This window comes from Chryseobacterium sp. A301 (assembly GCF_054489425.1).
The window spans coordinates 127,235-151,870 of the sequence record NZ_JBTMWY010000001.1; the positions used below are offsets into that span (position 1 = coordinate 127,235).

Annotated in this window: 23 protein-coding genes; 7 read left to right on the plus strand and 16 right to left on the minus strand. The window is 40.7% G+C overall.

Going from position 1 to position 24,636, the window contains the following annotated elements; translation table 11 throughout:
• Position 1: 1 nt before the first annotated feature.
• Positions 2–2,698, minus strand: a complete 2,697-nt coding sequence (locus tag ACX3PU_RS00610; protein ID WP_459082759.1) for a TonB-dependent receptor — start codon at positions 2,696–2,698, stop codon at positions 2–4.
• Between the two features lie 147 nt (positions 2,699–2,845).
• On the opposite strand from ACX3PU_RS00610, the gene ACX3PU_RS00615 reads away from it, so the two are divergent.
• Positions 2,846–3,727 (plus strand): cupin-like domain-containing protein, encoded by an 882-nt coding sequence (locus ACX3PU_RS00615; RefSeq protein WP_459082761.1) that lies wholly within the window; start codon positions 2,846–2,848, stop codon positions 3,725–3,727.
• A 54-nt stretch (positions 3,728–3,781) separates the two neighbouring features.
• Here the strand turns inward: ACX3PU_RS00615 and lepA are convergent, their stop codons facing one another.
• From lepA to ACX3PU_RS00635, 4 genes are all read right to left on the minus strand, one after another.
• Entirely contained in the window at positions 3,782–5,578 is a 1,797-nt protein-coding gene (gene lepA / locus ACX3PU_RS00620) for a translation elongation factor 4 (RefSeq protein ID WP_459082763.1), read from the minus strand.
• A gap of 163 nt (positions 5,579–5,741) precedes the next feature.
• Positions 5,742–6,338: a hypothetical protein gene (locus tag ACX3PU_RS00625; protein ID WP_459082765.1), complete on the minus strand. Its 597-nt coding sequence runs from the start codon at positions 6,336–6,338 to the stop codon at positions 5,742–5,744.
• Positions 6,339–6,350: 12 nt separating this feature from the next.
• Positions 6,351–6,938, minus strand: coding sequence for a hypothetical protein (locus ACX3PU_RS00630; RefSeq protein WP_459082767.1), 588 nt, complete (start codon positions 6,936–6,938; stop codon positions 6,351–6,353).
• A gap of 50 nt (positions 6,939–6,988) precedes the next feature.
• Positions 6,989–7,540, minus strand: a complete 552-nt coding sequence (locus ACX3PU_RS00635; protein WP_459082769.1) for an RNA polymerase sigma factor — start codon at positions 7,538–7,540, stop codon at positions 6,989–6,991.
• A gap of 130 nt (positions 7,541–7,670) precedes the next feature.
• On the opposite strand from ACX3PU_RS00635, the gene ACX3PU_RS00640 reads away from it, so the two are divergent.
• The 6 genes from ACX3PU_RS00640 to ACX3PU_RS00665 all read left to right on the plus strand — a co-directional run bounded on the left by ACX3PU_RS00640 (position 7,671) and on the right by ACX3PU_RS00665 (position 14,944).
• The gene (locus ACX3PU_RS00640) at positions 7,671–8,429 is read left to right on the plus strand and encodes a Rossmann-like and DUF2520 domain-containing protein (RefSeq protein ID WP_459082771.1); all 759 of its coding nucleotides are present in this window, start codon (positions 7,671–7,673) and stop codon (positions 8,427–8,429) included.
• A 94-nt stretch (positions 8,430–8,523) separates the two neighbouring features.
• Positions 8,524–9,402, plus strand: coding sequence for a GLPGLI family protein (locus ACX3PU_RS00645; protein WP_459082773.1), 879 nt, complete (start codon positions 8,524–8,526; stop codon positions 9,400–9,402).
• Positions 9,403–9,545: 143 nt separating this feature from the next.
• Entirely contained in the window at positions 9,546–9,800 is a 255-nt protein-coding gene (locus ACX3PU_RS00650; RefSeq protein ID WP_459082775.1) for a FeoA family protein, read from the plus strand.
• Entirely contained in the window at positions 9,800–11,836 is a 2,037-nt protein-coding gene (gene feoB, locus ACX3PU_RS00655; protein WP_459082777.1) for a ferrous iron transport protein B, read from the plus strand. The genes ACX3PU_RS00650 and feoB overlap by 1 nt, the downstream gene beginning before the upstream one ends.
• A gap of 259 nt (positions 11,837–12,095) precedes the next feature.
• A complete protein-coding gene (gene glmM, locus ACX3PU_RS00660; protein ID WP_459082779.1) occupies positions 12,096–13,478 on the plus strand; it encodes a phosphoglucosamine mutase in 1,383 nt (460 codons plus the stop codon).
• Positions 13,479–13,573: 95 nt separating this feature from the next.
• Positions 13,574–14,944, plus strand: coding sequence for a tetratricopeptide repeat protein (locus tag ACX3PU_RS00665; protein WP_459082781.1), 1,371 nt, complete (start codon positions 13,574–13,576; stop codon positions 14,942–14,944).
• A 34-nt stretch (positions 14,945–14,978) separates the two neighbouring features.
• Here ACX3PU_RS00665 and ACX3PU_RS00670 read toward each other — a convergent pair whose 3' ends face one another.
• From ACX3PU_RS00670 to nrfD, 11 genes are all read right to left on the minus strand, one after another.
• A complete protein-coding gene (locus ACX3PU_RS00670) occupies positions 14,979–15,908 on the minus strand; it encodes a DMT family transporter (protein WP_459082783.1) in 930 nt (309 codons plus the stop codon).
• Between the two features lie 3 nt (positions 15,909–15,911).
• On the minus strand, positions 15,912–16,532 hold the full coding sequence (locus ACX3PU_RS00675; RefSeq protein ID WP_459082785.1) for an energy transducer TonB: 621 nt from the start codon (positions 16,530–16,532) through the stop codon (positions 15,912–15,914).
• A 90-nt stretch (positions 16,533–16,622) separates the two neighbouring features.
• Positions 16,623–17,477 carry a KPN_02809 family neutral zinc metallopeptidase gene (gene ypfJ, locus ACX3PU_RS00680; RefSeq protein ID WP_459082787.1) on the minus strand — a complete coding sequence of 285 codons (855 nt, stop codon included), beginning with the start codon at positions 17,475–17,477 and terminating at the stop codon, positions 16,623–16,625.
• A gap of 146 nt (positions 17,478–17,623) precedes the next feature.
• Positions 17,624–18,109 (minus strand): 6,7-dimethyl-8-ribityllumazine synthase, encoded by a 486-nt coding sequence (ribH, locus tag ACX3PU_RS00685; protein ID WP_459082789.1) that lies wholly within the window; start codon positions 18,107–18,109, stop codon positions 17,624–17,626.
• Between the two features lie 11 nt (positions 18,110–18,120).
• The gene (locus ACX3PU_RS00690) at positions 18,121–18,828 is read right to left on the minus strand and encodes a tetratricopeptide repeat protein (RefSeq protein ID WP_459082791.1); all 708 of its coding nucleotides are present in this window, start codon (positions 18,826–18,828) and stop codon (positions 18,121–18,123) included.
• Positions 18,829–18,947: 119 nt separating this feature from the next.
• Positions 18,948–19,487: an adenine phosphoribosyltransferase gene (locus tag ACX3PU_RS00695; RefSeq protein WP_459082793.1), complete on the minus strand. Its 540-nt coding sequence runs from the start codon at positions 19,485–19,487 to the stop codon at positions 18,948–18,950.
• A 4-nt stretch (positions 19,488–19,491) separates the two neighbouring features.
• Positions 19,492–20,643: a hypothetical protein gene (locus tag ACX3PU_RS00700; RefSeq protein WP_459082795.1), complete on the minus strand. Its 1,152-nt coding sequence runs from the start codon at positions 20,641–20,643 to the stop codon at positions 19,492–19,494.
• Positions 20,644–20,716: 73 nt separating this feature from the next.
• Entirely contained in the window at positions 20,717–22,048 is a 1,332-nt protein-coding gene (locus tag ACX3PU_RS00705; protein WP_459082797.1) for a quinol:cytochrome C oxidoreductase, read from the minus strand.
• A gap of 14 nt (positions 22,049–22,062) precedes the next feature.
• Positions 22,063–22,734 carry a c-type cytochrome gene (locus tag ACX3PU_RS00710; protein WP_459082800.1) on the minus strand — a complete coding sequence of 224 codons (672 nt, stop codon included), beginning with the start codon at positions 22,732–22,734 and terminating at the stop codon, positions 22,063–22,065.
• Entirely contained in the window at positions 22,727–23,248 is a 522-nt protein-coding gene (locus ACX3PU_RS00715) for a DUF3341 domain-containing protein (RefSeq protein WP_459082802.1), read from the minus strand. The genes ACX3PU_RS00710 and ACX3PU_RS00715 overlap by 8 nt, the downstream gene beginning before the upstream one ends.
• Positions 23,235–24,629: an NrfD/PsrC family molybdoenzyme membrane anchor subunit gene (gene nrfD, locus ACX3PU_RS00720; protein ID WP_459082804.1), complete on the minus strand. Its 1,395-nt coding sequence runs from the start codon at positions 24,627–24,629 to the stop codon at positions 23,235–23,237. Before nrfD ends, ACX3PU_RS00715 begins: the two co-directional genes overlap by 14 nt.
• Positions 24,630–24,636: the final 7 nt, after the last annotated feature.

Sequence of the window (24,636 nt, forward strand, 5' to 3'; positions counted from 1 at the left end):
TTTATTTAAAATTAAATTTTACAGTGAAAAGAAATTGACTCGGTCTAATTTCCATCGCACTTCGGGTTGTAGACATCAAGCTCGGGTTGTAAGAAATCGTTTCGTATACCTTTTTATCTGCGATGTTTAACCACTTAAGTTCAAAGTCAATTTTTTTCTTAGCCCAAGTATATTGGTAACTCACATCATAAAACGAATTTCGGAAACTCTCATCCATTTGCGCGGTGGTTAGATCATCCCAATAGAATCCAATGGTATGGTTCTCTAGTGGGTAGAAGTATGCCGCAAGGCTATGATTCCATCCCGAAGTTTTGGTCTCTGACTCGTAAAATACGTTTTTATTTTTATTCCAATTCATGGAAATGATATAATCTACACTCATCCATGAAAACATGGCATTGTTTAATTTCAATCCCGCCGCTTGACGATTCACTTTGGTTTCAATCATATCGGTATTCCCCGTCTGATTGTTCACAAGCATACTGTAATTGTTTGAATCTCGATTGGAAGCATTCAAAGACAAATTGGTTTTGATTCCAGGGAAATATTTTCCAATCTCTGCACTTTCTGTTTGCGAGGTCGTTGTATTATCGAAATAGGCAAGTTCACTAATGTTCGCTCCTGACGAGAAAATGGTGGTTTTTGCAATAAGGTTGCTCTCATTCTCGTTGTAGCTATAGCGAATATTGAAAAACAAATTGTTTAGCGGATTACGGTATTCAAGTCTTGGTGAAAAATTAATACTGCGATTCTCTGGCAACAGATTATCATTGTTTCCGATGTTACGTGGAGAAGTCAAAATATTCCCTGTGTATAAGGAACCAAAATTACCATAGTTGTAGTTAACATTTGCAAAGGCCCAAATTTTCCAGAACGAAGCAAAGTCATAACTTCCCCAAAAGCTAGGTTCAAAAACGGTTTTGCTGATTTCTCTACTTTCTCCCGTACGGTTGTCTTTATAATCCATCCCGTAGAAGTTAACCGGTAGGGTTAAACTTAGGTTCAGTCCTCCTTTTTTATAGTTTAAGCCCACTTGAGTGTAAGGATTAATCTCATTCCACTTCATGTCATTCTGATAATCGGTATCAAGCATGCTGCCTTCTCCAAACAATTGAGACTCCATCGTATTAAACGATAGATTAAGACCTGCTTCTGGCGTAATGGTTAAATTCTTAATGCTAAATCCGACCGATGCAGAATGATTCGCATTGAGCGTACTGAGGTCTATGTTTTGATCAAGTCTTGCATAATTACGACCAAAGAAATCATCAAAATCGTGGAAGTTATCATACACAGTAGAAAGTTTCTGATTGTCCTTTTGATAACTGATATAACTCTGAAGGTTAATCATTTTTTCTTTGAAAGGAATGATGGTGCTAAGAGAGTTTTGAATCATTCCACTTGGGGAGTTCATGGATTCATCCATTCCGATCGTCCCTGTTCTGGAATCCACGATTCGGGAACTGCCCTTATCGTCGTTCCAGAAGCCATTCCAAGTCGTTGTGTTCTTGAAAAAGCCTTTTTTGGCGTTCTTTGTAATAATCACTTCTCCTTTGGCCTCATTGCTGTAGAAATTGTTGGCTAAGTTCGTACTCGATTTTGCACCTTCAGGGAAAAATTCAGAAGGCTCGTACACCGTTTCGACACTGGAGGCTCTTTCAATCGAATTGTTTGCATAGTTAGCATTCACCTTAAGTTCCCAATCTTTGTTCTTAAAAGGACTGGTGAGTAAGTTGGCAGAAAAATAATGGACATTATTTAATAGGTAGCGTTTTTCAGGTACATTGGGTACAGAGGCTCTATCGACGCTTATCCAATTCCTTTGAGAGGCTTGGTTTCGTCTTCCTTCCCAACGGCTTCCAAATGCGAGAATATTTCGTTCGTTTTCCACGGACTCTCCCGTGTTGTTCGTTTTGTAGTTGACAACCCACTGGTTCTTCTGTCCGAAAAACATTGGAGTCAGCTTTACATTCCACAGAAAGGGCGAAAGACCCACACCTACTTCTCCACGACCCGTCATGGTCACTTTGTTTTTGAGCTTAATATTGATCGCAGCGCTTTCGCTTGGCACTTTATCTTGCAGGATTTTTACGGGTTGGTGATTCTCAAGAACTTCCATCTTTTGCACCGCATCTTTTGGGAGAGCATTGACCACAGAGCCGTATCCACCTTCCATCAAATCTTTCCCATTGACATAGAATTTATTAATGGCTTCTCCTTGGTATAAGATTGCACCGCTTGAATTCACTTCAATTCCAGGAATCTTCTTAAGTACATCCGCTAAGGTACGGTCGGCTTGGCTGTCGAAATTTTTCAAATCATAAGAAATCGTGTCGCCTCGCTTGGTAATCAATCTTGTTTTTAGCTTTACTTCTTTGATCTCTGTCGCCTCACTCTGAAGACTAATGTTTAAAGTTTGAGATTCATTTTTCACCAAACGTGAAAATGCCTTTTGGTTAAACGCTTTTACTTTCACGTTCACTTGGGAGGCACTGGAGGTAAAATTCAATTTGTACTCGCCTTTCGAATTTGAAATCGCATACGCAATAATGGCATCTTTTCCAGGCTCTTCGACCGTTACGGATGCACTAGGCACTGCACCTCCATCCTCATCGGTCACCTTACCTGTAAGGGTGTTTTGAGCCATTCCAAGAATCGAAAATCCAAAAACAAAAACAAAGGCGAAAACTGTCTTCATAATGATAGTATATTTAATTACATTAGTCCACACGAGTTCTCAAATGTTACAGTACTAGAGGCCTATATTGATAATATTAAGCAATTGTAACTTAAAATGAACTTTCATATCTTCATTTTTAATAATTTTGTGCTTTAATTTTTTAAGATGGGTCTTATATTAAAACCAATAGACGTGGTGGAGGATATTTCAAAAGAAGATTTCTACACCCATTATTTAAAGCCTAAAAAGCCGGTTATTCTAAAAAACCTGGCTCACAAATGGCCCGCATTCCAGAAATGGAATTTGGAATACATGAAAGAAATGGTAGGAGATGTGGAAGTTCCACTTTACGATTCTGCAAAAGCAGATCCGAGCGCTCCTATTAATGCTTCTGCAGCAAACATGAAATTTTCAGACTATATTGATCTAATCAAAAAGGAACCTACAGACCTTCGACTTTTCCTATTTGACCCAATCAAACATGCGCCCAAGATTCTAGAAGACTACCGCGCACCAAAAGAATTGATGGGTGGGTTTTTAGACAGCTACCCAAATATGTTCTTTGGAGGCAAAGGATCAGAGACCTTTTTGCATTACGACATTGACATGGCCCACATCTTTCATACGCATTTTGGAGGCAGAAAGCATGTGCTCCTTTTTGACTACAAATGGAAAAAAAGACTCTACTCCCTACCAATGGCAACCTATGCCCTCGAAGATTATAAAATTGAAAAACCAGACTTTGAGAAATTCCCAGCACTCGACGGAGTGGAAGGAGTGGAATGTTTTTTAGAGCACGGCGACACCCTATTCATGCCGACGGGATACTGGCATTGGATGAAATACCTCGACGGAAGTTTTTCTATTTCACTTCGTGCATGGGACAAGTCATGGGCAATTAAAGCTCACTCACTTTGGAACTTAACTGTGCAAAGAACAATTGACAATTACCTTAAAAAAAGGTACAAAAGTCGCTACATGGACTGGAAAGAAAAAAAGGCGGTATCCAATGCGAACCGCGCCCTTCGAAAAGGAATCCCTCACTAAAAAAAGCAAGCTGCCTAAATTAGGCAGCTTGCTTTTTTTTACATTGCTAGAACTCTAATCATTCAATTTGAGCACGGCCATAAACGCAGATTGAGGAACCTCCACACGTCCGATTTGTTTCATCTTTTTCTTTCCCTCTTTTTGCTTTTCTAATAGTTTTCTTTTTCTAGATATATCCCCCCCATAACATTTTGCTGTTACGTCTTTTCTAAGAGCTTTAATCGTTTCTCTTGCAATTACTTTGGTTCCAAGGGCCGCTTGAACGGCAATGTCAAATTGCTGTCTTGGAATCAACTCACGCAGCTTCTCACACATCTTTTTACCAATGTAATAAGCATTGCTTTCGTGAATTAGAGACGATAGTGCGTCCACCATATCCCCGTTAATTAGAATATCCATCTTTACAAGCTTGGAGGCTCTAAATCCAATCGGGTGGTAATCAAAAGAGGCATATCCCTTCGATACCGATTTCAAACGGTCATAAAAATCAAAGACGACTTCTGACAACGGCATATTAAACACCAGTTCCACTCGGTCTGCTGTAAGATAACTTTGATTTACAATTTCTCCTCTTTTTTCAATACACAAGGTCATTACAGCTCCAACATAATCTGATTTGGTAATGATCGAAGCTTTGATGTACGGCTCTTCAACTCGATCGAATAAATTGGGATCCACCATCTCCGAAGGGTTGTTTATTAAAATAGCAACTTCGGGATCTTTCTTTGAATACCCATGGTAAGATACGTTGGGAACGGTTGTAATCACATTCATGTCAAATTCCCGATCCAGTCGTTCTTGTACAATCTCCATGTGCAGCATTCCTAGGAATCCACATCGGAATCCAAAACCTAACGCAGCGGAACTTTCTGCTTCAAAAACTAAAGAGGCATCGTTTAGGCGAAGTTTTTCAAGTGAGCTACGAAGCTCTTCAAAGTCCTCCGATTCAATTGGATAGATTCCAGCAAACACCATAGGTTTCACCTCCTCAAACCCTTCGATTGAATTTGCTGCGGGGTTGTCCGCAGAAGTTACCGTATCTCCTACTTTAACTTCTCTTGCATCTTTAATACCGGAAATTAAATACCCTACGTCTCCTGTTTTTATTTCGGTCTTGGCCGCTTGCTTAAGTTTTAGTGTACCCACCTCGTCGGCGTCATAGGTTTTCCCTGTGGCCATGAATTTCACTTTTTGGCCTTTCTTAATCGATCCATTTACTACTTTAAAATAAGCTTCAATACCACGGAAAGGATTATAGACAGAGTCAAAAATCAGCGCCTGCAATGGGGCCTCTGGATCTCCTTTTGGCGGAGAAATCCTCTTGACAATTTGCTCTAATAGTTCACGAACCCCTTCTCCTGTTTTCCCTGAAACTCGTAAAACATCGCTCGGTTCACAACCAAGAAGTGTTACAATTTCGTCTGTAACTTCTTCTGGGTTGGCAGAAGGCAAATCAATTTTGTTTAGTATAGGAATGATTTCCAAATCATTTTCTAAAGCGAGATAGAGATTAGAAATCGTTTGCGCTTGAATACTTTGCGCCGCATCTACTATAAGAAGTGCCCCCTCACAAGCAGCAATGGACCGTGAAACTTCGTACGAAAAATCGACGTGTCCGGGTGTATCAATTAAATTTAAAATATAGCGCTCGCCTTCGAACTCATAATCCATCTGGATTGCATGTGACTTAATGGTGATACCACGCTCTCTTTCTAAATCCATATCGTCCAAGGTCTGCGTCTGCAACTCTCTTTGGGTCACGGTCCCAGTGTATTCTAACAGCCGGTCTGCAAGAGTCGATTTTCCATGGTCAATATGGGCGATAATACAAAAGTTTCTAATGTTCTTCATTTAATTCATTCAGTAGTGTGCAAATTTAAGATTTTTAATTGATTACCTTTCAGTTTTTCTTCTCACACGCGAAACTTTACAAAGAGAAAAATTACAGTCAAGAAACGACCCCTACACTTTGTGCAGGGGTCGAATAGTGCAAAAACACGAAGGCAACTCTTATTTACCGATCGTTAGATAGACTTCTGGATTGAACTTCTCCACGACGAGAGGAACTTTCACTTTGAAAGTTTGCTGAATTCGAATTCCCTGAACGATTTGAACTCGCGTTCTCCCTTATTTCCATTCGACGATTCAGCATACGGTCTCTCATTTGTCCTTCTACGCGAAACATTTTGATAACCTGTTGAGGTCGAATTACACGCTGCATTTTATTTGAATACTCACGACGGTTTTCAATTAGCTTTTGACCGTAATCAAAGCTTTCTTCCAGTTTTATTTTTGCTTCTGAATCAGACAAAGCATCCGGATTGTATCCATTGTCAAAACGATCTTTAATTCTTCGTTGTGATTCTTGGTATTCAGAATAAACTCGTTTAAATTCAGCCTGTTTTTCCTTTTGTACTTTCAACTCTTCAATGAGTACATCCTCTCGAAAACTACGATAAAGTTCACGTCGTTTCTCAGGAGAGAGTTTGCGAATCATATCTTTTCTTTCTTGGGTATTTTTGTTTGTGAAATCTTGCGTCAATTTTTCTTGAGCACTTACCAAACCTATCGCAAAGACTGCGAGTAGGGAAGTAATAATTATTTTTTTCATAGGGGTCATTTGTTAATATAGGTCAAGATATACATCCATTTCTGCATCTCTTGAAAGCTCTGCTAAATCCGCGCTTGAAAGCGAGGTGATAATTTGCTCCATAGCGACTTGATCAATCGCAGCAGATCGAACTGTTTTGGAAACTACAGTCGGCCTCGTAGAGGATCTTTGCGGAACCGCAGTCCTTAACTCTTCCCCTCTACTTAACTCAGTAGATTGGCTTCCTAGAGTACTCTCTTCTACCTGTGCAATGGATTGGGTATCGGTTCCCAAGGTTATACTTGAGGGATCTTTTACATCAGTGGAGCTTACCTCTGACGTACTGTTAGTGGTGACCAGGGTTTGCAACTTCTCCTCCTGTGGGTTTAAATTCAGTTTTAGAATGACGCCAAGTCCAAGCAAAACCATTAGGGCCGCTGCCGCGTAACTCCAATTGAATGAAAGTGGGATGACTTTCCCTTTCGTGGGAAGGGACTTCTTTTTAGACACTTCTAACTCGATTGTATTTTGCAGCACTTTGTCTTGAACTTCCTTAAAGAAGGAATCTGAAACCTGGTAGATTTCTTTGCGCTCCAATTCTTCTAAATTAAAATTGTTCATGTTCTCTGTTTCTATATAGGAGTAAGGTTGGCCTAATCGCCCTTCACTTCTTACTCTTTGTGATTTTCTTTGATATACTCTTCAATTTTCTGTTTTGCATAGTGGTAGTTCGTCTTTAAAGTGCCTACCGACATATCCAAAATCTTGCTCATTTCTTCGTAAGGTAGTTCTTCATAATACCTTAACGTAAAGACCAACTTCTGCTTCTCTGGCAACGTCTGGATTGCTTGTTGAAGCATAATTTGTATATCTTCTGCATCGGGTCCCGCATTTTGCGCTACCAAATTTTGAAGATGATACTCCGCATCGTGATCCGATTTTTGCATGCGCTTCATTTTATTAAGTTCCTGCAATGCCTGGTTGGTCGCAATTCTATAAAGCCAAGTATAAAGTTGACTTTCTTGTTTAAACTGATGGAAATTCTCATAGACCTTTATAAAAGTGTCTTGTAGAACATCTTGCGCCAAATCATGGTCGACCACAAGCCTTCTTATGTGCCAGTACAATCGACTCTGATAATTGTCCATCAATGCCCGAAGTCCTTTTTCTTGACCATTTGGGCTGGTCATTAACGCAATAATTTCCTGATCCTGTAGCTTCATCAGTTCCGTTCGTGGGTTGGATTATAAATTAGGTCTAAAGTTAAAAATAATCTTCAAGTAATCCGACTTGTCGGCGGAATTCCCCAAAAAAACTCACTTTCTAGAGTGAAATATTAACTAACTTTGGATCATGGATATAGTAATTATAGGCTCTGGAAACGTCGCACACCATTTTGCACATGCGCTTTCAAAACAAAACAAACCCGCAATTCAAATTTTCGCTCGCAACCAAAAGGAACTTGAGGCCATTGGTGAAAGTGCAAAAATACCTTACTCCACAACTGAACTTGCCCCCGCGGATCTGTATCTAATATGTGTAAGTGACCGGGCAATTGAAGAAGTTTCAAAGTGGATTACGAACCCTGATGCACTTGTAGCGCACACATCAGGCTCTATGCCTATGGATCGTCTAGTGGGTCCCTATCGAAAGGCCTGTTTTTACCCACTACAAACCTTTTCAAAAACCAAGGAACTCTCTTTCGAAACGGTGCCTATTTTTATTGAAACAGAAAATGTACACGATTTCGAGATCCTTGAAGACCTTGCAAAGTCCTTGTCTCAATTTGTCGAAAAAGCGGATTACGAAAAACGCAAGTACATTCATTTAACGGCAGTGTTCGCTTGTAATTTCGTTAACCATCTTTACGCCCGCGCAAAAGAAATTTCCGACTCGCAATCCCTTCCTTTTGCATACTTCGTCCCTTTGATGCAAGAAACCCTTGAAAAAATCAACCATTTGGATCCTAAAAACGCCCAAACTGGCCCAGCAGTTCGCAACGACACTCGGGTTCTTAAAATGCATGAAGCTTTGCTACAAACCCCACAGCAGCGCAAACTATACCATGTGCTAAACGAGTCTATTCAAGAAATGTATCAGCTAGAACCTTAGTTTCTGGCTGCTTTTTAAATAAGTAGGAAGCAAATGATCAGTTTCCTGATGTAACAAAACACGATAAGCGAATACTTATTATAAAAATTCAACAATGAAAAAAATAGTCTTCGTTTGTTTATTCTTCTTTACGCTTTCACTAAGTGCGCAGACCAGTGCAAATCGTTTCTTTTATGAATTGACCTACAAACCGAGTGTGGAATCTGACTCCTTAATAAAGGAAATGACTATTTTAGACATCACCTCAGAAAAATCTTTGTACCGCGATTATTTAATGGTTTCCCAAGATTCAATTCTAAAAATTGAAGTGGAACAGATGCAGAAATCAGGCACCTTTAAAGATCTTTCCAAAACGCTTAAACAACCTAAATTCAGTTATAAGGTTACAAAAACATATCCAGACATGGGTCTCAAGTATACCGATCAGATCCTTCAAGACAAAGTATCTTACGAAGAAACACTAAAGTTTGATTGGAAAATTCAGAACGAAAAGAAAACGATTGGTGAATACCAAACGCAAAAAGCCACCACAACCTTTGGAGGTAGAAACTGGACCGCATGGTTCTCCACGGACATCCCTTTTCAAGATGGACCTTATAAATTCTATGGCCTTCCAGGATTAATCGTGCAGCTAAGCGATGAGAACAACAATTACTCTTGGGAACTTAAAGGAAACAAAAACGTAGCCGATTTCCAGGAAAAATCATTTGCAGAAACCTTTACAGAAAGTATGGGAGGAAGAGGAAATGATTTGGTCGTGAGCCGTAGTAAGTTCGATCAGTTATATGAGGCTTACAAAAAAGATCCTTTCGGAAGCATCCGTTCTCATCTTTCTCAAATTCCTGCGGACGCAAAAATGCCAGACGGCACTTCCATTGCAAAAATGATGAGAGACCAAGAAGAAATGCTCAAAAAACATTTGAACGAGAATAACAATCAGATTGAAATATCTCAAAAAAAAGCATCCAAATAGATTCATATCCTTTAATTAAATAGTGATTCGGAACTAATACAAATCGTATTGGTTCCGATTTCGTTTTAATCCCTATTGTTCTAATCCTTATTTAGATTAAATGTAAATAACGTATATTTGCATCTGTTTAAAACCCTATTCCATTGAAAAGAGACGACTCCAATAAGCTATGTTGTTTTCCCCAAAGCAAATTGGGAATCATAGTAGATTACGACAACGCCACCTTGAAAATGCCAACCAAAATAATTGAGATGGGACTACTGCCCAGCACCCAATTCAAGATACTGTACCAAGCTCCGTTTAGCGGTCCGCTGTATATCGAATTTGGAGAAGAAAAAAGTAGAATTGCACTTCGTCAGGAAGAAGCTAGATTTATCATTGTAGAGACAGTATCGTAATGCAAACTAAAAAACCCATCAAACAAATTTTACTAGTGGGCAACCCAAATGTGGGAAAGTCTACTGTATTTAATACACTTTGCAATAAAAAACAAAAGACAGGTAATTATGCAGGGGTTACCGTAGCGAGTCATTCAGGGCGATACTCCTACAAGGGAGAAGAAGTTGAAATCATAGATTTACCAGGCGCCTACAGCATCTATCCTGAGGCGGAGGACGAAGCTATATTCTCTAAATATTTAATTGAAGAACAGCATCAGTATTCCGGCATCGTGTACATGATGGATGCGATGAACCTGAAAAGAGGTCTTCTTTTGTTTCAACAGATTCAGGATCTTGGAATGCCTGTGCTACTTGTAGTGAACCAATTGGACGAAGCCTTTCGACGTGGAATACGCATCGACTTTGACAAACTAGCAGAAATCACTCAGGTCAAGGTATTACAAACCAATGCAAAAGAAAAGATTGGACTTGAGGATATAAAAGAAAGCATCTATAAGAACGAGTTTACAAGTTCGAATTCCATTCAGTTCAATATTCCCATTGAACAAAAAGCAATCGTTCATAAAATCGCTTCTCAGACTGAAGAGAAAAACCCGTACAAAGTATGGACTCTCTTGTCTTCAGATACATACCTTGGAAAACTAGATTCGGTTCATGAAAAACTAAATGAGACCGAAGCGAAATGCATCGTCCCAAAAAGACTGCAAACCCAAGAGACGATTCGTCGTTACCAGACCATTGATGGCATTATGAAAGAAGTGGTTACAAAAAAACCGCAGTTTAAAGAACTTCTCACGGAAAAACTTGATAAAATTCTAGTCCATAAGTTCTGGGGATACGTGCTCTTTCTTGCCATCCTACTTTTCCTCTTTCAAATGGTGTTCTATATGGCAGAATATCCGATGAACTGGATAGACGGACTGTTTGTTCTTTTTGCAGAATGGACCTCGTCTGTCTTGCCTGAAGGACCCCTCAATAGTTTGCTCAGTAATGGGATTTTACCGGGGATTGGAGGGATTATCATCTTTGCGCCTCAAATTGGAATCCTACTGTACTTCTTATACTTGTTAGAAGATTCCGGGTATATGGCCCGAGTCGTTTTTTTGATGGACCGTTTTTTACGTCCCTTTGGACTCAATGGAAAAAGTATTGTTCCTCTTGTTTCTGGGATTGCTTGCGCTATACCTGCGATTAAATCCACACGAAACATCGAGAATGTCAAGGAGAGGCTGATCACCATTCTTGTAACACCTTTTATGACCTGCGCAGCTCGTCTCCCTGTCTACAGTATCATTATAGCAATTGTGATTCCAGAAGGAAACGCACTCGGATTCAGTAACCGAGCTGTCGCTCTTCTTGCGATGTACCTTTTAGGTTTTGTGGCTGCCCTAGGGTCTGCCTTTGTACTAAAGAAAATCATCAGACAGAACGTGAAGAGTTATTTGATTATGGATCTTCCCCCATACAAAATGCCTCAATTCAAATACGACTTGAAATTAACCGGTGTTAAAGTCTGGGAGTTTATAAACGGAGCTGGGAAAGTAATTTTTGCTGTAAGTATCATTCTTTGGGCGTTAAGTTATATGGGACCCAGTCAAACGGAAGGGAAAATCGTCGAAACGGACGTTCATTTGGATCATTCCTATCTTGCCAAAATGGGTAGGGTCATTGAACCGGTCGTAGAACCTTTAGGCTATGATTGGAAAATGGGAGTATCCATTATCTCCAGTTTTGCCGCTCGCGAAGTATTTGTGGGAACAATGGCTACGCTTTATAGTCTCGATGACGACGTAGCGGACGAACGAATTATAGACAAAATGCGTAATGATGTAAAACCAAATGGCGAAAAAGTATTTACCTTAGCCTCAGGAATTTCAGTGCTTATCTATTATGCTTTTGCTATGCAGTGTGTTTCAACCATTGCAGTAGTGTATCAAGAAACAAAAAGTTGGAAATGGACCTTGCTCCAGGTGATTGCCATGACAGGGCTAGCCTATATTGCTGCAATGGCCGCTTATCAATTTTTAAGTTAACCCGATAAAAGAAGAAAAATGGACTATTCATTACTCATTCAATATGGAATTATTGCCGTTTTAGTACTAGGTGCATGCTACCGACTATACAAGGTTTTTGCAAGTAAATTTTCGTCTAAAAAAGACAAAAACAAACCGGGTTGCGAAAGCAGTTGCTGTTCGTAGCCCATCCATCAAAGCAATACGGAACATCTAGTGACCAAAACAAAAAAGTTCACTAATTTTGCAGAGATTAACCCATGAATAAAACGGAATCAATATGTCCTTAATAAAAAGTATTTCAGGAATTCGAGGCACCATTGGAGGGCCTGTAAATGAAAACCTTACCCCATTAGATGTGGTAAAATTCACCTCTGCCTATGGAACTTGGCTTCAAAACTCAAACCAAAAACGAAACCTTAAAATCGTAGTGGGGAGAGATGCAAGGATTTCAGGATCGATGGTTAGCTCCCTTGTGAGTGCAACTTTGCAAGGCCTTGGAATCGATGTCATTGATTTAGGACTTTCCACAACTCCCACCGTCGAAATGATGGTTCCGGAACTAAAAGCAGACGGGGGTATTATCCTCACTGCTTCTCACAATCCAAAGCAATGGAATGCTCTAAAACTTCTGAACGAAAAAGGAGAATTCATTAGCGGAGAAAATGGAACAGAACTTCTTCAAATTGCACAGGATGAGGCTTTCGATTACGCTGAGGTCGATGACCTTGGAAAATATGAGACCTATGAAGGGGCCATTCAATTGCATATTGATAAAATCCTTGATTTACCGCTGGTCAATCAGCAACTTATAAAAGAGAAAAAGTTCAAAGTCGTATTGGATGCTGTGAACTCCACAGGAGGAATCTCCATGGTTCCGCTTTTAGAGCAATTAGGCTGTACGGTCGTACCGCTCTATTGTGAACCCACAGGCAATTTCCCTCACAATCCAGAACCGCTGAAAGAACATCTTACTGATATTTGCGAACTCGTGAAAACCGAAAATGCAGATTTGGGTCTCGTTGTCGATCCGGATGTCGATCGTCTCGCCATAATTGACGAGAAGGGAGAGATGTTTGGAGAAGAATACACTCTTGTGGCGGTCGCCGATTACTTACTTAAGCACAAACCAGGTGCCGCGATATCAAACCTTTCTTCAAGTCGCGCACTACGCGATATCGCCCACAGACATCAATCTACTTATTTTGCAAGCGCGGTAGGGGAAGTGAACGTGGTCACTCTAATGAAAGAGAAAAACGCCGTGATTGGAGGAGAAGGAAATGGCGGAATTATTTACCCAGAGTTGCATTACGGTCGGGACTCCCTAGTGGGAACCGCCCTGTTTTTAACTCATCTTGCAGAATCAGAAATCTCAGTCTCTGAACTTCGCGCCTCTTACCCCGTCTATTTTATGGGGAAAAAGAAAATGGAGCTCACTCCAGAGATCAACGTAGATCAGTTGCTCGAGCGTGTAGAAAACGCCTTTGAGGGAGAGCAGATTAGCACTATAGACGGAGTGAAAATTGATTATGAAGAATCTTGGGCACACCTGCGCAAGTCAAATACAGAGCCCATCATTCGGATCTATACTGAGGCGGCAAGCCAAGGGAAAGCAGACGAACTTGCAGACCGTATGATCGAGAAGATAAAAGCCCTAATTTAGGCCTGATATTTGCTATTTTAGCCTTGTATAATTTAAACGTTCTATCGAAGTTATGAAGCCACATTTGCAACATCGATATAACTTGAGAAAAGCTATTGGAAGAATTTTTTGAAAACGAACTGGCCAAACGGTTCGAAGAAATGGTAGAAAACAAAGATCAAGTTTACTTCGACACGGAAGAACTTGACGAAATCATTGTTTACTACCTTGAGCTAGGAGATATTTCCTTTGCTGAAAAAGCGGTGAATTTTGCGCTCAAACTTCACCCCAACTCCATTGAGATTAAAACCAAGCAATTGGAAGTCTTACTGGAGCTAGAAAACTATGTGCAGGCTCGTCCCATAATTGACGATTTACGTGCCACCTGTATGGAAAACACAGACTATTTGGTTTGTTGTGCGAAGTACTTTTCCAACCTAGGAAACCCACGAAAATCGATTGAGTATTGTAATCTTGCCCTTGCCTTAGGAGAAGAGGAGAATTTCCTTCACAATTTTATTGCAGATGAATTTGTGAATTTAGGAGATCCTTCAAAAGCCCTTAAGCATTACCGCGAAGCACTCAAAGCGGACCCGACTGACGATTATTCTTTAGAAAATACGATGCAATGCTTCGTCGAATTAAAGAAGTATGAGGAAGCCACTTCTTTCATCAACGAGTATTTAGATGAATTTGCCTTCTCTGAAATCGCATGGTTTGAGTACGGCCAATTTTACTTCAACCGAAAAAACTACCACGAGGCGATTAAAGGCTTCGATTACCTGCTTGCAATTAACAGCTCCTCTATTGGGGTATACGCTAACAAAGCGGCTTGTTACGAAGCACTAGGAGACTATCTAAAAGCAATTGAAGTATACGAAGAAATGCTCGAACTTGAGTACACGAAAGCCTATACCTATTATAAAATTGGACTTTGCTACAAAGCGCAGAAGTTCCATGTGAACGCTTTAACTTATTTTCAAAAGTCCCTTATTGAAGACCCTCAGTTCTACATGTCAATGATTGAACTTAGTGAACTTTATGAGGAAATGGGCTCGAAAAAAGAAGCACTTCATTTTGCAATCGAAGCCGCAGCTCTAAATGGCACGAATCTTAGCCTTCAAAAGAAACTAGCCTTTTTATACATCGATTCGGGTCAGTTTGAAGATAGTTTAGAATGTTTGGAACTTTTGGTAGAGAAAGAACCCAATAAATTCTACAACTGGTACGCCTACACGGAAGTACTAATGCTACTTTCGGAATACGACAAAGCGATTCGCGTTTTGACCAAGGCCATCAGCCTTCATCAGCATGCAGAATTGTATTATCAAATTTCGAACTGTTTCTTCAATCTGGATCAGCAGGACAGAGCAATGGAAGCTCTAGAGATCGCGATTGTACTCGATCCCTCTCTGGTGCCTGATATGCAAAAAAGATATCCCTACATTAAGGATGTAGTTAAAAAAGTAAAAACAAAGAAAAAATAGGATTATTCCTATAAATAAAAGTAGCGGCCCTTTCTTACGAGGGCCGTTTTTCGTGACTGGACTTTTTTACGCTCTCTAGCTTGCTCTTTTGTTCAGAACGTAAGAACAGTAGCCCTGCAATGATCACAAGGGCTCCAACTAGCTGAAAAACACTCAAGGTCTCGCCGTCAAGAACACCCCACCCAATGGCTACGATAGGCATAAGAAGAGTCACAGTCGAGGTAAAAAGAGCACTAGATACACTGAGCAGTCGATAGTTTAGCATCATCGCGAGTCCGGTACCAAACACCGCAAGAAGACCCACGTACATTAGTCCTGTCCAATTCTCCTGAGTCGAGTGAAAATCTTGGAAAAAACCTGAAAACCCCAATGATATCAAGGAAGGGAAAAACAAAACAATCCCAAACACATAGGCAGAAAGCAGTTTGGGTTCAACGTCTCCCAAATGGGCTTTCACGGTTAAACCGTTGATCGCATAAAGTACAGTGGCTAGAAGCAGAAGCAAAATAGGAACTATTTGCAGAGCGCCTGATTCTGCGCCTCCTAATGTGAGAACAATTACTCCTATAAAGCTAATCAGAGTTCCCAGAATTTGAGTTCGTGTGGTACTCGTGCTCCAGAACAAGCCCCCTAGAATGATGACAAAGATGGGAACCATAGAATTAATAATCCCAGCAATGCTGCTACTAATTTGGGTCTCTGCCATCGGAAATAGATACATGGGTAAAAAATTACCACATGCAGCAGCCACGATCAAATATTTTAAGTGCTTTTTAGGGAACTTTTTCATATTCAATAATGCGTACGGAAGCAGGAGAAGAGACGCGATGATAATGCGTAAACTTCCAACCTCATAGGGCGTGTAGTAGAGAAGTGATTTCTTGATTAAGATAAAGGACGATCCCCAAATCAAAGTTAGTAGGACAAGAAGTATCCACTTCTCGTTAGGGCGGCTCGATTGCATTCGTTAAAAGCTCAATATTAAGGGTAATTCGAATCGGTAAGCTACAGGTTGGTTGTCCAAAAGTGCCGGAGCAAACTGTCCAGGAAGCAAATAAAAAGCGATTTGAGCTTGCCGGTTAAGACCAAGATCTTCACCTTTCGCCTCGACACGACTTATGCGCCCGTTTGGGTTCACCACAAAGCTAATTCGCGCCTGATAGGGCTCTGCTAGAGGTTTTACAGAGTCAAAGTAAAAGAGATTTGTAACTTCCTTGCGGAGTCCTTGCATACCGTTTGAATAGGTAGGGGGAAGCAGTCTCTTCGGACTGTTCTGAGCGGAATAAAGTTGACTATTTGCAGATGAAGAGGTCAACTCCTCTAAATCTTCCTCATTTTTTACTTGGATTAATGCGCCTACATAGGCCGTATTCACATGCTCTTGGAACTCCACAATGAGAGAATTCCATTGGTTTTCGAGTACACCTTTCACTTCCGAAGAAGCGCGTTTATACTCCATCTGGTATTTGTATTGAAGCATTTGCTGCTCATAGTCCACTTGGGACTTAATCGCCTTAAAGGCCTCATTTTGTTGTGCGAATCCACTGGCACAAAACAAAACAAAAACCACCACCCATATATTCTTCATAACGAATCTCCAATATACTATCTAAAATAAAAGACGCAATTAAATCTTGCTTTTAACAAAGGGATCGAAGCTAAAAAAGAAACTAAAATGTTATCTTAACAGTTGATCAAATGTATTCCCTTGTTTAATATCACCTGAATTGTAGCCTTTTAGAAACCACTCTTTTCTTTGTGCGGAACTACCATGCGTAAAGCTTTCTTGGTTTACATAGCCCTGGGAACGATTCATGATATTGTCATCACCCACGGCTTCTGCTGCACTGATTGCCGCATCAATATCTCCGGGTTCTAAAAACTGTTCTCGTTGGTTGCTATACTTGGACCATAAGCCCGCATAAAAATCGGCTTGAAGTTCGGTTGCAACCGAAACCCGGTTCATCTCCGCCTGTGAATAATTTCCACTTCTTCTTAATTCTTCGGTCTTTCCCAGTGTTCCTAACAAGTTCTGCACGTGATGCCCCATCTCGTGAGCAAGGACATAAGCCACTGAAAATTCCGTTACTTTTGCTCCAAATCGATTTTCTAATTCATTGAAGAAACTAAGGTCCATGTACACGGCCTGATCGACTGGGCAATAAAACGGTCCCATAGCCGCCTGAGCGGTCCCACAACCTGACTGGGTCACGTCGGTAAACAAAACCACCTTCGCTGGCTGGTATTGCATTCCATTTTCTTGAAATATCGTACTCCAAGTTCGTTCGTTTTCAGCAGTAAGCATTTCAATGAACTCCCCGACATTCTTTTCTTCCGCTGTAAGTTCACGTTGTTCCGTTTGCGTGGACGAACTTCCCGCCCCCGTCGCTAGAATAGCCGAAGGGTCACCTCCAAGAAAGAAAACGACAGCCGCGATAATTAAGCTAACGAGTCCTCCACCCAAAAGGCCGCCTCCGACACCTCTGCCCCTACGGTCCTCTACGTTACCACTTCGATTTTGAGTCCATTTCATATGATGTTTCTTTTAAATTAAAACCAGAGTGCATTTGAAAACTAAATTTACAAAATTAAAGTATATGCTCCTGAATTTTCTACGTTGTGAACATTCTTACAAATCGTATACCGTTCATAGCTCCAACTTTCCGTTTTCTAGTCTCTTTACTTTAACTTTCTTTTAAAGTCAATCATTTTTAACGCAGTCACTCCCGATTCAATTCCTTTGTTTCCATGAATTCCCCCACTACGAGCAATCGATTGCTCTTTTGTATCGTCAGTGAGTACACAAAATATAGTAGGAACATCCGTTAGAACATTGCAATCCTTAATGCCTTGTGAAACAGAAGAGCATACATAGTCGAAGTGAGAGGTTTCCCCTCGGATAACGCACCCAATGGCAATTATAGCATCGTATTTTCCACTCTTTGCAAGTTGCATACTTCCATAGGTTAATTCGAAAGCTCCCGGTACATAAAAGACCTCCACTTTATCTTTGGGAACTCCTTCTTTTGTGAGCACTTCAATTGCACCGTCACGAAGCGGAAAAGTAATAAAATCGTTCCACTCAGAAACTACGATGCCGATGGAAAAATCATCGGCATCTGAAATTGCGAGTGGCTTGTAATTCGAAAGATCTACCGTAGCCATAAGTTGTATTTTTATTTATTTTTCACCATCTCAATATAGCCATCCGACAATCCATTGTCGTATTCCTTATATTTTTTATCGATGGTCTCAAATGCGGTCTTTGCGTCCTGCGTTTTATTAAGCGCAAGAGCTAGGATTCCTTTTTTTCTTGTAAAGTAATAGGTTGTGTAAGGGTCATCAGAAGCGCTAGCTGCCTTTCCTAAAAGCGAAAGTGATTCGTCTGCTTTGTTGAGATTAGAGGCCGCGTCTGCCATGGCACCATATTTAAGGGCCATGAGTACTTTATTCCCTGAAGAGAACTGATCTAATAGATCGTACGCCTCTTGAAATTTCCCCTCTTTGAATTTTAGAAGTCCTGCATTGTATCCCGCTAAACGACCTGCATCGGTGTTCCCATAATTTTTATAGGTTCCAAGAAAACCTGGATTAGCAGCAGACTTACCTCCTAAGGCTTCCACTGTTTTCCCCTCAGCAAGATTTCCCATTGCAGAAAGATAACTCTTCGTTGCTTCTTCATTTTTTGGCACAATGACAAACTGTTGGTATGCAAAGTATCCTAAGACTCCCAAAACTAGCACTCCAAACACAATGGAGAGTACTTTTGAATTCTTTTCTAAAAAGCGTTCGGTTTGCAATGCTTCACGATCTAGGTCTTTAAAAAACTCAACCGTTTCCTTTCCTTCCGTATTCTTCTTATTTGTACGTTTTGTATTTGCCATAATATAATTAGTGAGCTGCAAATTTAATTGTTTCCTAGTGATTTACAAAATTCTAATGAGAAATAATAATTTCCTTCAAAATGCGCAGCGGCTCTATACCGAAAGCATCCTATTGCAATTTAATCATATTCCAGTATAGAATGATGTTCGGCCTGAAAAGATTCTAATTTATCCTCCGCACCGAGACCCTTTAATTTAATCAAAAAGCTGAACTGGGATACCGTCGCTCCTTGTTTCTCCACGAGCCTGCCTGCTGCACGAGTCGTTCCTCCTGTAGCGAGTAGGTCATCATGAATTAAGACTCTCATTCCTGGCTTAAGCTGCCCCTCACGCATCTCAATCTCTGAGGATCCATATTCTAATTCGTACTTCTCTGAAACAAACGGCGGAGGAAGTTTGCCTTTCTTGCGAATGAGGATAAATGGCACTTCAAGCTTCACAGCAATTGCAATTCCAAACAAGTACCCTCGGCTTTCGATTCCACATACCGCGTCGATTCTCCCCTTACTAAACTGAGCCAATTCCTCAATCACAGCCTCGTATAGCTTAGGATCCAAAAAGATTGGTGTAATGTCCTTAAACTGAATTCCCTTCTTCGGAAAATCAGGTATATTTTCTATCGTCTGCTCTAAGGCTTTTTTTAATTCTAAACCGGTCATATTTTTAAGGTATAATCGTGTAACTATTAATTTTCCATTGTCCATCCACTTGGCGAAGCCCAAAGCTCACTTGCAGTGCAGTGGTATTTCCGGCTTTGTCCGTCACGTCGTAGGTGGCATTTACGGAGGCATTATTCCCTGTATTGGATACACTCGAAATGTTTTTCACGTGAATGGATTTGAATCCTCCAAATCCCGTGTTAGGATTAGAGAACGACTCAAAGGAACCCCAATTTGGATTTGACGAAACTTCATACGCCCCTCTTAAATTCTGTGTCCCCACTTGGTTCAAAAATCGAGTGACGGTCGTCTTGGGATCGCCCGTGGCTCCTGCCACCTCATTCTGTCCAAGAGTACCCTCCTGACCTAAAGTGGAAGAGCCTCCAAGGGAATCTACATCCGTACTTGCTACAGCGGGCGCTCTTAAGGCATTTGGATTGACTAATACACCCACTTTTGCCATTTTAAAACTATTGCTTGTCGTTTTCACCGTGATCTGAATATCAATCTTATTTCCAACTACTTTCTCACTAGGTAAAGAACCAAAGTGAATTGTAAATCCTTTGAACTCATTATCTAGCATAAGGTTTTTCGAGGTACTTAAACGACTTCCTCCACTTGAAACCACAAGTACCGTTTCTAGAGCCGCTCCTGAAAACTCTATTGGGCGTCCACTTGAGTCTACCAGACGAGGAATTACCTGAAGAGCCTTAGGACCTAAAACAGAGTCTTTTTGAATCTCTATGGTTGTGATTTCAAGTCCATTCGCTTTTATATCGTTGGGATCAAACTCAGTGGGTTCCACCGAACCAAAAATATTCATTTCTCCTAGGGACGGAGGGCCGGTACTGCTCCACGCTATGTCATTGGCCTTTGCCACTTGATCTGCCATGGCCAGGATCGCAGGAACTTTTAAACCGTCAATCTTCTTTCCTAAGGCATCCAATTTTTGAATGTCATTTTGGCCATCCACACCGAAGGTCTTCAAAATATACAGGGCTTCGTTAAACTTTACTTGCTGCAAGGTGGAGAGTTTGGAAGTCATGTCGTTAATGCTACTACGAAAACTTTGCGTTGTCGTGGCATCTACGGACTCCTTCTTGCACCCTGAAAGCACTAGCAAACTGAAAATCAAAAGATAATATATTTTTTTCATAGAGTGTATTTTATACAAAAATAAAAAAATCCCGGCAATAAGCCGGGATTAATATGTTAAGTATGATTTCCGATTAAAATGGGTACTCGTAAATCTTGGATTCGTGTACGAAAGGGTTTCCTTCTGGAATCAATTTCATTTTTGCTAGTTGACTCATTACAGCAAAGATGAAAAGTCCAACAAAGAAAACAACAGCTCCTACAACGCTAAGAAGTACAGCGGCATTCTTCCAATAAGGACCTATCGTACCTGGCATTACCATGTTGAAATAATCCATGATGTGTCCTACAACCACTAGTGCAGCAATAGCGGTCACTACTTTATACTTTCTTTTGATTCCTGATCCTACAAGCACCAATAAAGGCACTAGGAAGTTTAGAATTAGCATTGGAAAGAACGTTTCTTTATAGTGTTCAAAACGACCGAAGAAATAATTTACTTCTTCTGGTACGTTCGCATACCAGTAAAGCATAAACTGACAGAACCATGTATAGGTCCACAGCATACTTGAAGCAAAGAGGTATTTTCCTAAGTCATGCAAATGGTTATCGTTGAATTCAGGTAAAAATCCTTTTTTCTTAAGATAAACACTTACAAGAATAATAAGCGCAATCGCAGTGGCTAAACCACTTACCATTGCATACCATACGTACATAGTGGAATACCAGTGAGGGTCAATAGACATTAACCAATCCCAAGCCCAACCTACAGACGCAAAACCAAAGAAAACAATATAACCTACGTTCCAACGGTAAAGCATTTGATAATCTGTTCTTGATTTCGTTTGGTCTACTTTTTTCGACATGGTTCTTAATTTCCAAGCAAAGAAAGTTCCTACAACGACATAAAGAACGGTTCTAATGGCGTACCAAGGCACATTTAAAAACTTCTTTTTTTCGTATAAGATGGAATCAAAATGAGCAGAAGTCGGATCGGTCAATGAAGGATCCATCCAGTGGAACAAATGACCAATATGCGAAACATTAAGAATCATAATAAGAACAAGAAAAGCTCCTACCCATGGAATAAAAGAAGCCACGGCTTCCATCACACGAGTCACAATAATGGACCATCCTGCATGGGATACGTGCTGAATTGAATAGAAAAACAAAGCACAACATGAGGCTGCAAAAAACAAGACTGCTACCAAATGAAGCGAGGCTAAAGGCTGATTTGCCACTTGCATCATTGCATGTTCTAAGTGGGCTTCGTGATCTTGTGGACCTACTAGCTCACTTGAATGGGTAGGTGCATCTTGACCTGCCGCAAGCACATTCTCCATCATATGCTCGACTACTCCACTGTCATAGCTTTTGTTAATAAAATACCCCGCAGCGAACAAGACAAGTCCTGCGACGATAAGAATGATAGAAGTTAATCTTAATTTTGGTGAAAAACTATACATTTTCTTTCTTTTTATTAATTGGTTGCGGTGGAATCTACAGTTGCCGGTGCTGCCGCTGTCGTAGACATTCCTCCTTTAAACGCATTCATTACATACATTGAAACTCTCCATCGGTCACCTGGCATCAATTGTCCTGCAAAGGAACCCATTGCGTTTCTACCGTGCGTCAGCACATAATGTACGGAACCTACTGTAATTTCACGGTCCTTATAGTTAGGCACCCCTGAATATGCACCACTTTCTACAATCGATCCTTGTCCGTCTCCATTGACTCCGTGACAGGCTGCGCAAGTTCTATCATAAAGGACTTTCCCTCTTTCAATATCTTTCTGAGCATTCGCTGGATCAAGAGGAGATACGCTTACCGATTTGGAAGCATCGTACCTTGCATTGTACTCATCTACATTTTTTGGAAGAAGTTCTTCTTCAAAAACACCGTCTTTATTCTGAGCAACCGTTCCTTCTACTACGGTTAGGCCTGTGGCCCCATTTGCAAACGCAGGAATTTCATTCTCATGATCTGAGTACGGATCTTCTGCCTTCTGAAGTGGATCGTAAGCCACTGGGAAATACATATCCGGGAAGTATACCATAGGTGGATTGCCTTTTCCACAAGAGCTCAATAGTAAACTTGTAAAAGCAATCGCTGCCGTAGCTTTGAATATTGTTTTTTTCATACTAAGCATCTTTAACTGTAATTTCTTCAGCCCCTGTTTCAATTAGAAGCTGTTTAATTCTTTCAACATCTCCACCAACAAATTCCATTAAGAATTTATCGTCCGTGGTTCTTGGATCTGGATTCTGCGGTTTCGCACCTGGGTACATTTTGTTTCTAACTAAGAACGTTAAAGACATCATGTGCGCGGAGCAGAAGACCATCAATTCAAACATTGGGACTACAAACGCTGGCATTTGATGCCACCAAGACATAGCAGGCTTCCCACCGATGTTCATTGGCCAGTCATAGTTCATTGTATACCAGGTCACAAGGGCACCAACAAGGACTCCATACAAAGCGTAAATAAACGCTGCATCAGAAATTCTAGTCTTCTTAAGTCCTAGTGCCTTATCCAAACCATGGACAGGGAATGGGGTATAGACCTCATTAATTTCAATTCCTTTCTCTTTACATGCTTTGACGCCGTCCATTAAATCGTCATCATCCGCATAAAGACCGTAAATTATTTTAGTGGTGCTCATCTCCTTCTTTTGCTTTATAAGTTTCACCTGACATTTTCAAAATCGTTTTCAACTCCGCTTGTGCAATTACCGGGAAGGTTCTTGCATACAATAAGAAGAGTACTCCAAAGAATCCGATGGTTCCTAAATACACACCCACATCAATGATGGTCGGCTTAAACATGGTCCAAGCACTTGGTAAATAGTCTCTCGATAAGTTAATTACAATAATATCGAAACGTTCAAACCACATTCCTATGTTAATGATTAGTGCGACAAAGAATGTCCACATGATGTTTGTTCTTAGTTTCTTGAACCAGAACGAAGCTGGTACCACTAAGTTACAAATAATCAGTGCCCAGAATGCCCACCAGTAAGGACCTGTTGCAGCGCCTGGACTTAAGTATACGAAATCTTCATATCTACTTCCAGAATACCAAGCGATGAAGTACTCAACTGCATAAGCCACGGTTACCATTCCTCCGGTTACGATAATTACGATGTTCATAATCTCGATATGGTAGATGGTAATGTAATCTTCAAGCTGGCAAACTTTTCTTGCAACTAATAATAGCGTTTGCACCATTGCAAATCCTGAGAAGATCGCCCCAGCTACGAAGTAAGGTGGATAAATAGTCGAGTGCCATCCTTTAATCACCGAAGTGGCAAAGTCAAAGGATACGGTGGTATGCACAGAGAATACAAGTGGGGTTGCAAGTCCTGCAAGAACCAAAGAAAGCTCTTCGAATCGTTGCCAGTGTTTTGCTTTCCCACCCCATCCAAAGGATAGGAAGGTATAAATCTTTTTCGTCCAAGGTGTTTTTGCGCGGTCACGGATCATGGCAAAGTCAGGGATTAGACCCATAAACCAGAATACCGAAGAAACCGAGAAATAGGTGGAAATCGCGAATACGTCCCAAAGCAGTGGTGAGTTAAAGTTAGTCCACAAGGATCCGTACTGGTTTGGAATAGGGAATACCCAATATCCAACCCAAACTCTACCCATGTGAATTACCGGGAAGATCGCAGCTTGAACAACGGCGAAAATAGTCATCGCCTCCGCCGAACGGTTGACGGACATTCTCCAACGTTGTCTAAACAACAATAGTACTGCAGAGATTAACGTTCCGGCGTGACCAATACCAACCCACCATACAAAGTTGGTAATATCCCAACCCCAGTTAATGGTTCTATTAAGTCCCCATGCTCCAATACCGGTTCCGATAGTGTAAGCGATGCAACCGAATCCGTATACGAAAAGTACCAATGCTGAATAGAATGCAATCCACCATAGCTTTCCAGCTCTTTCCTCAATAGGTCGTGCGATATCTTCTGTGATATCGTGATAAGTTTTGTGACCAATAATTAAAGGTTCCCTGATCGGGGCTTCGTAATGTGACATTTTTTAC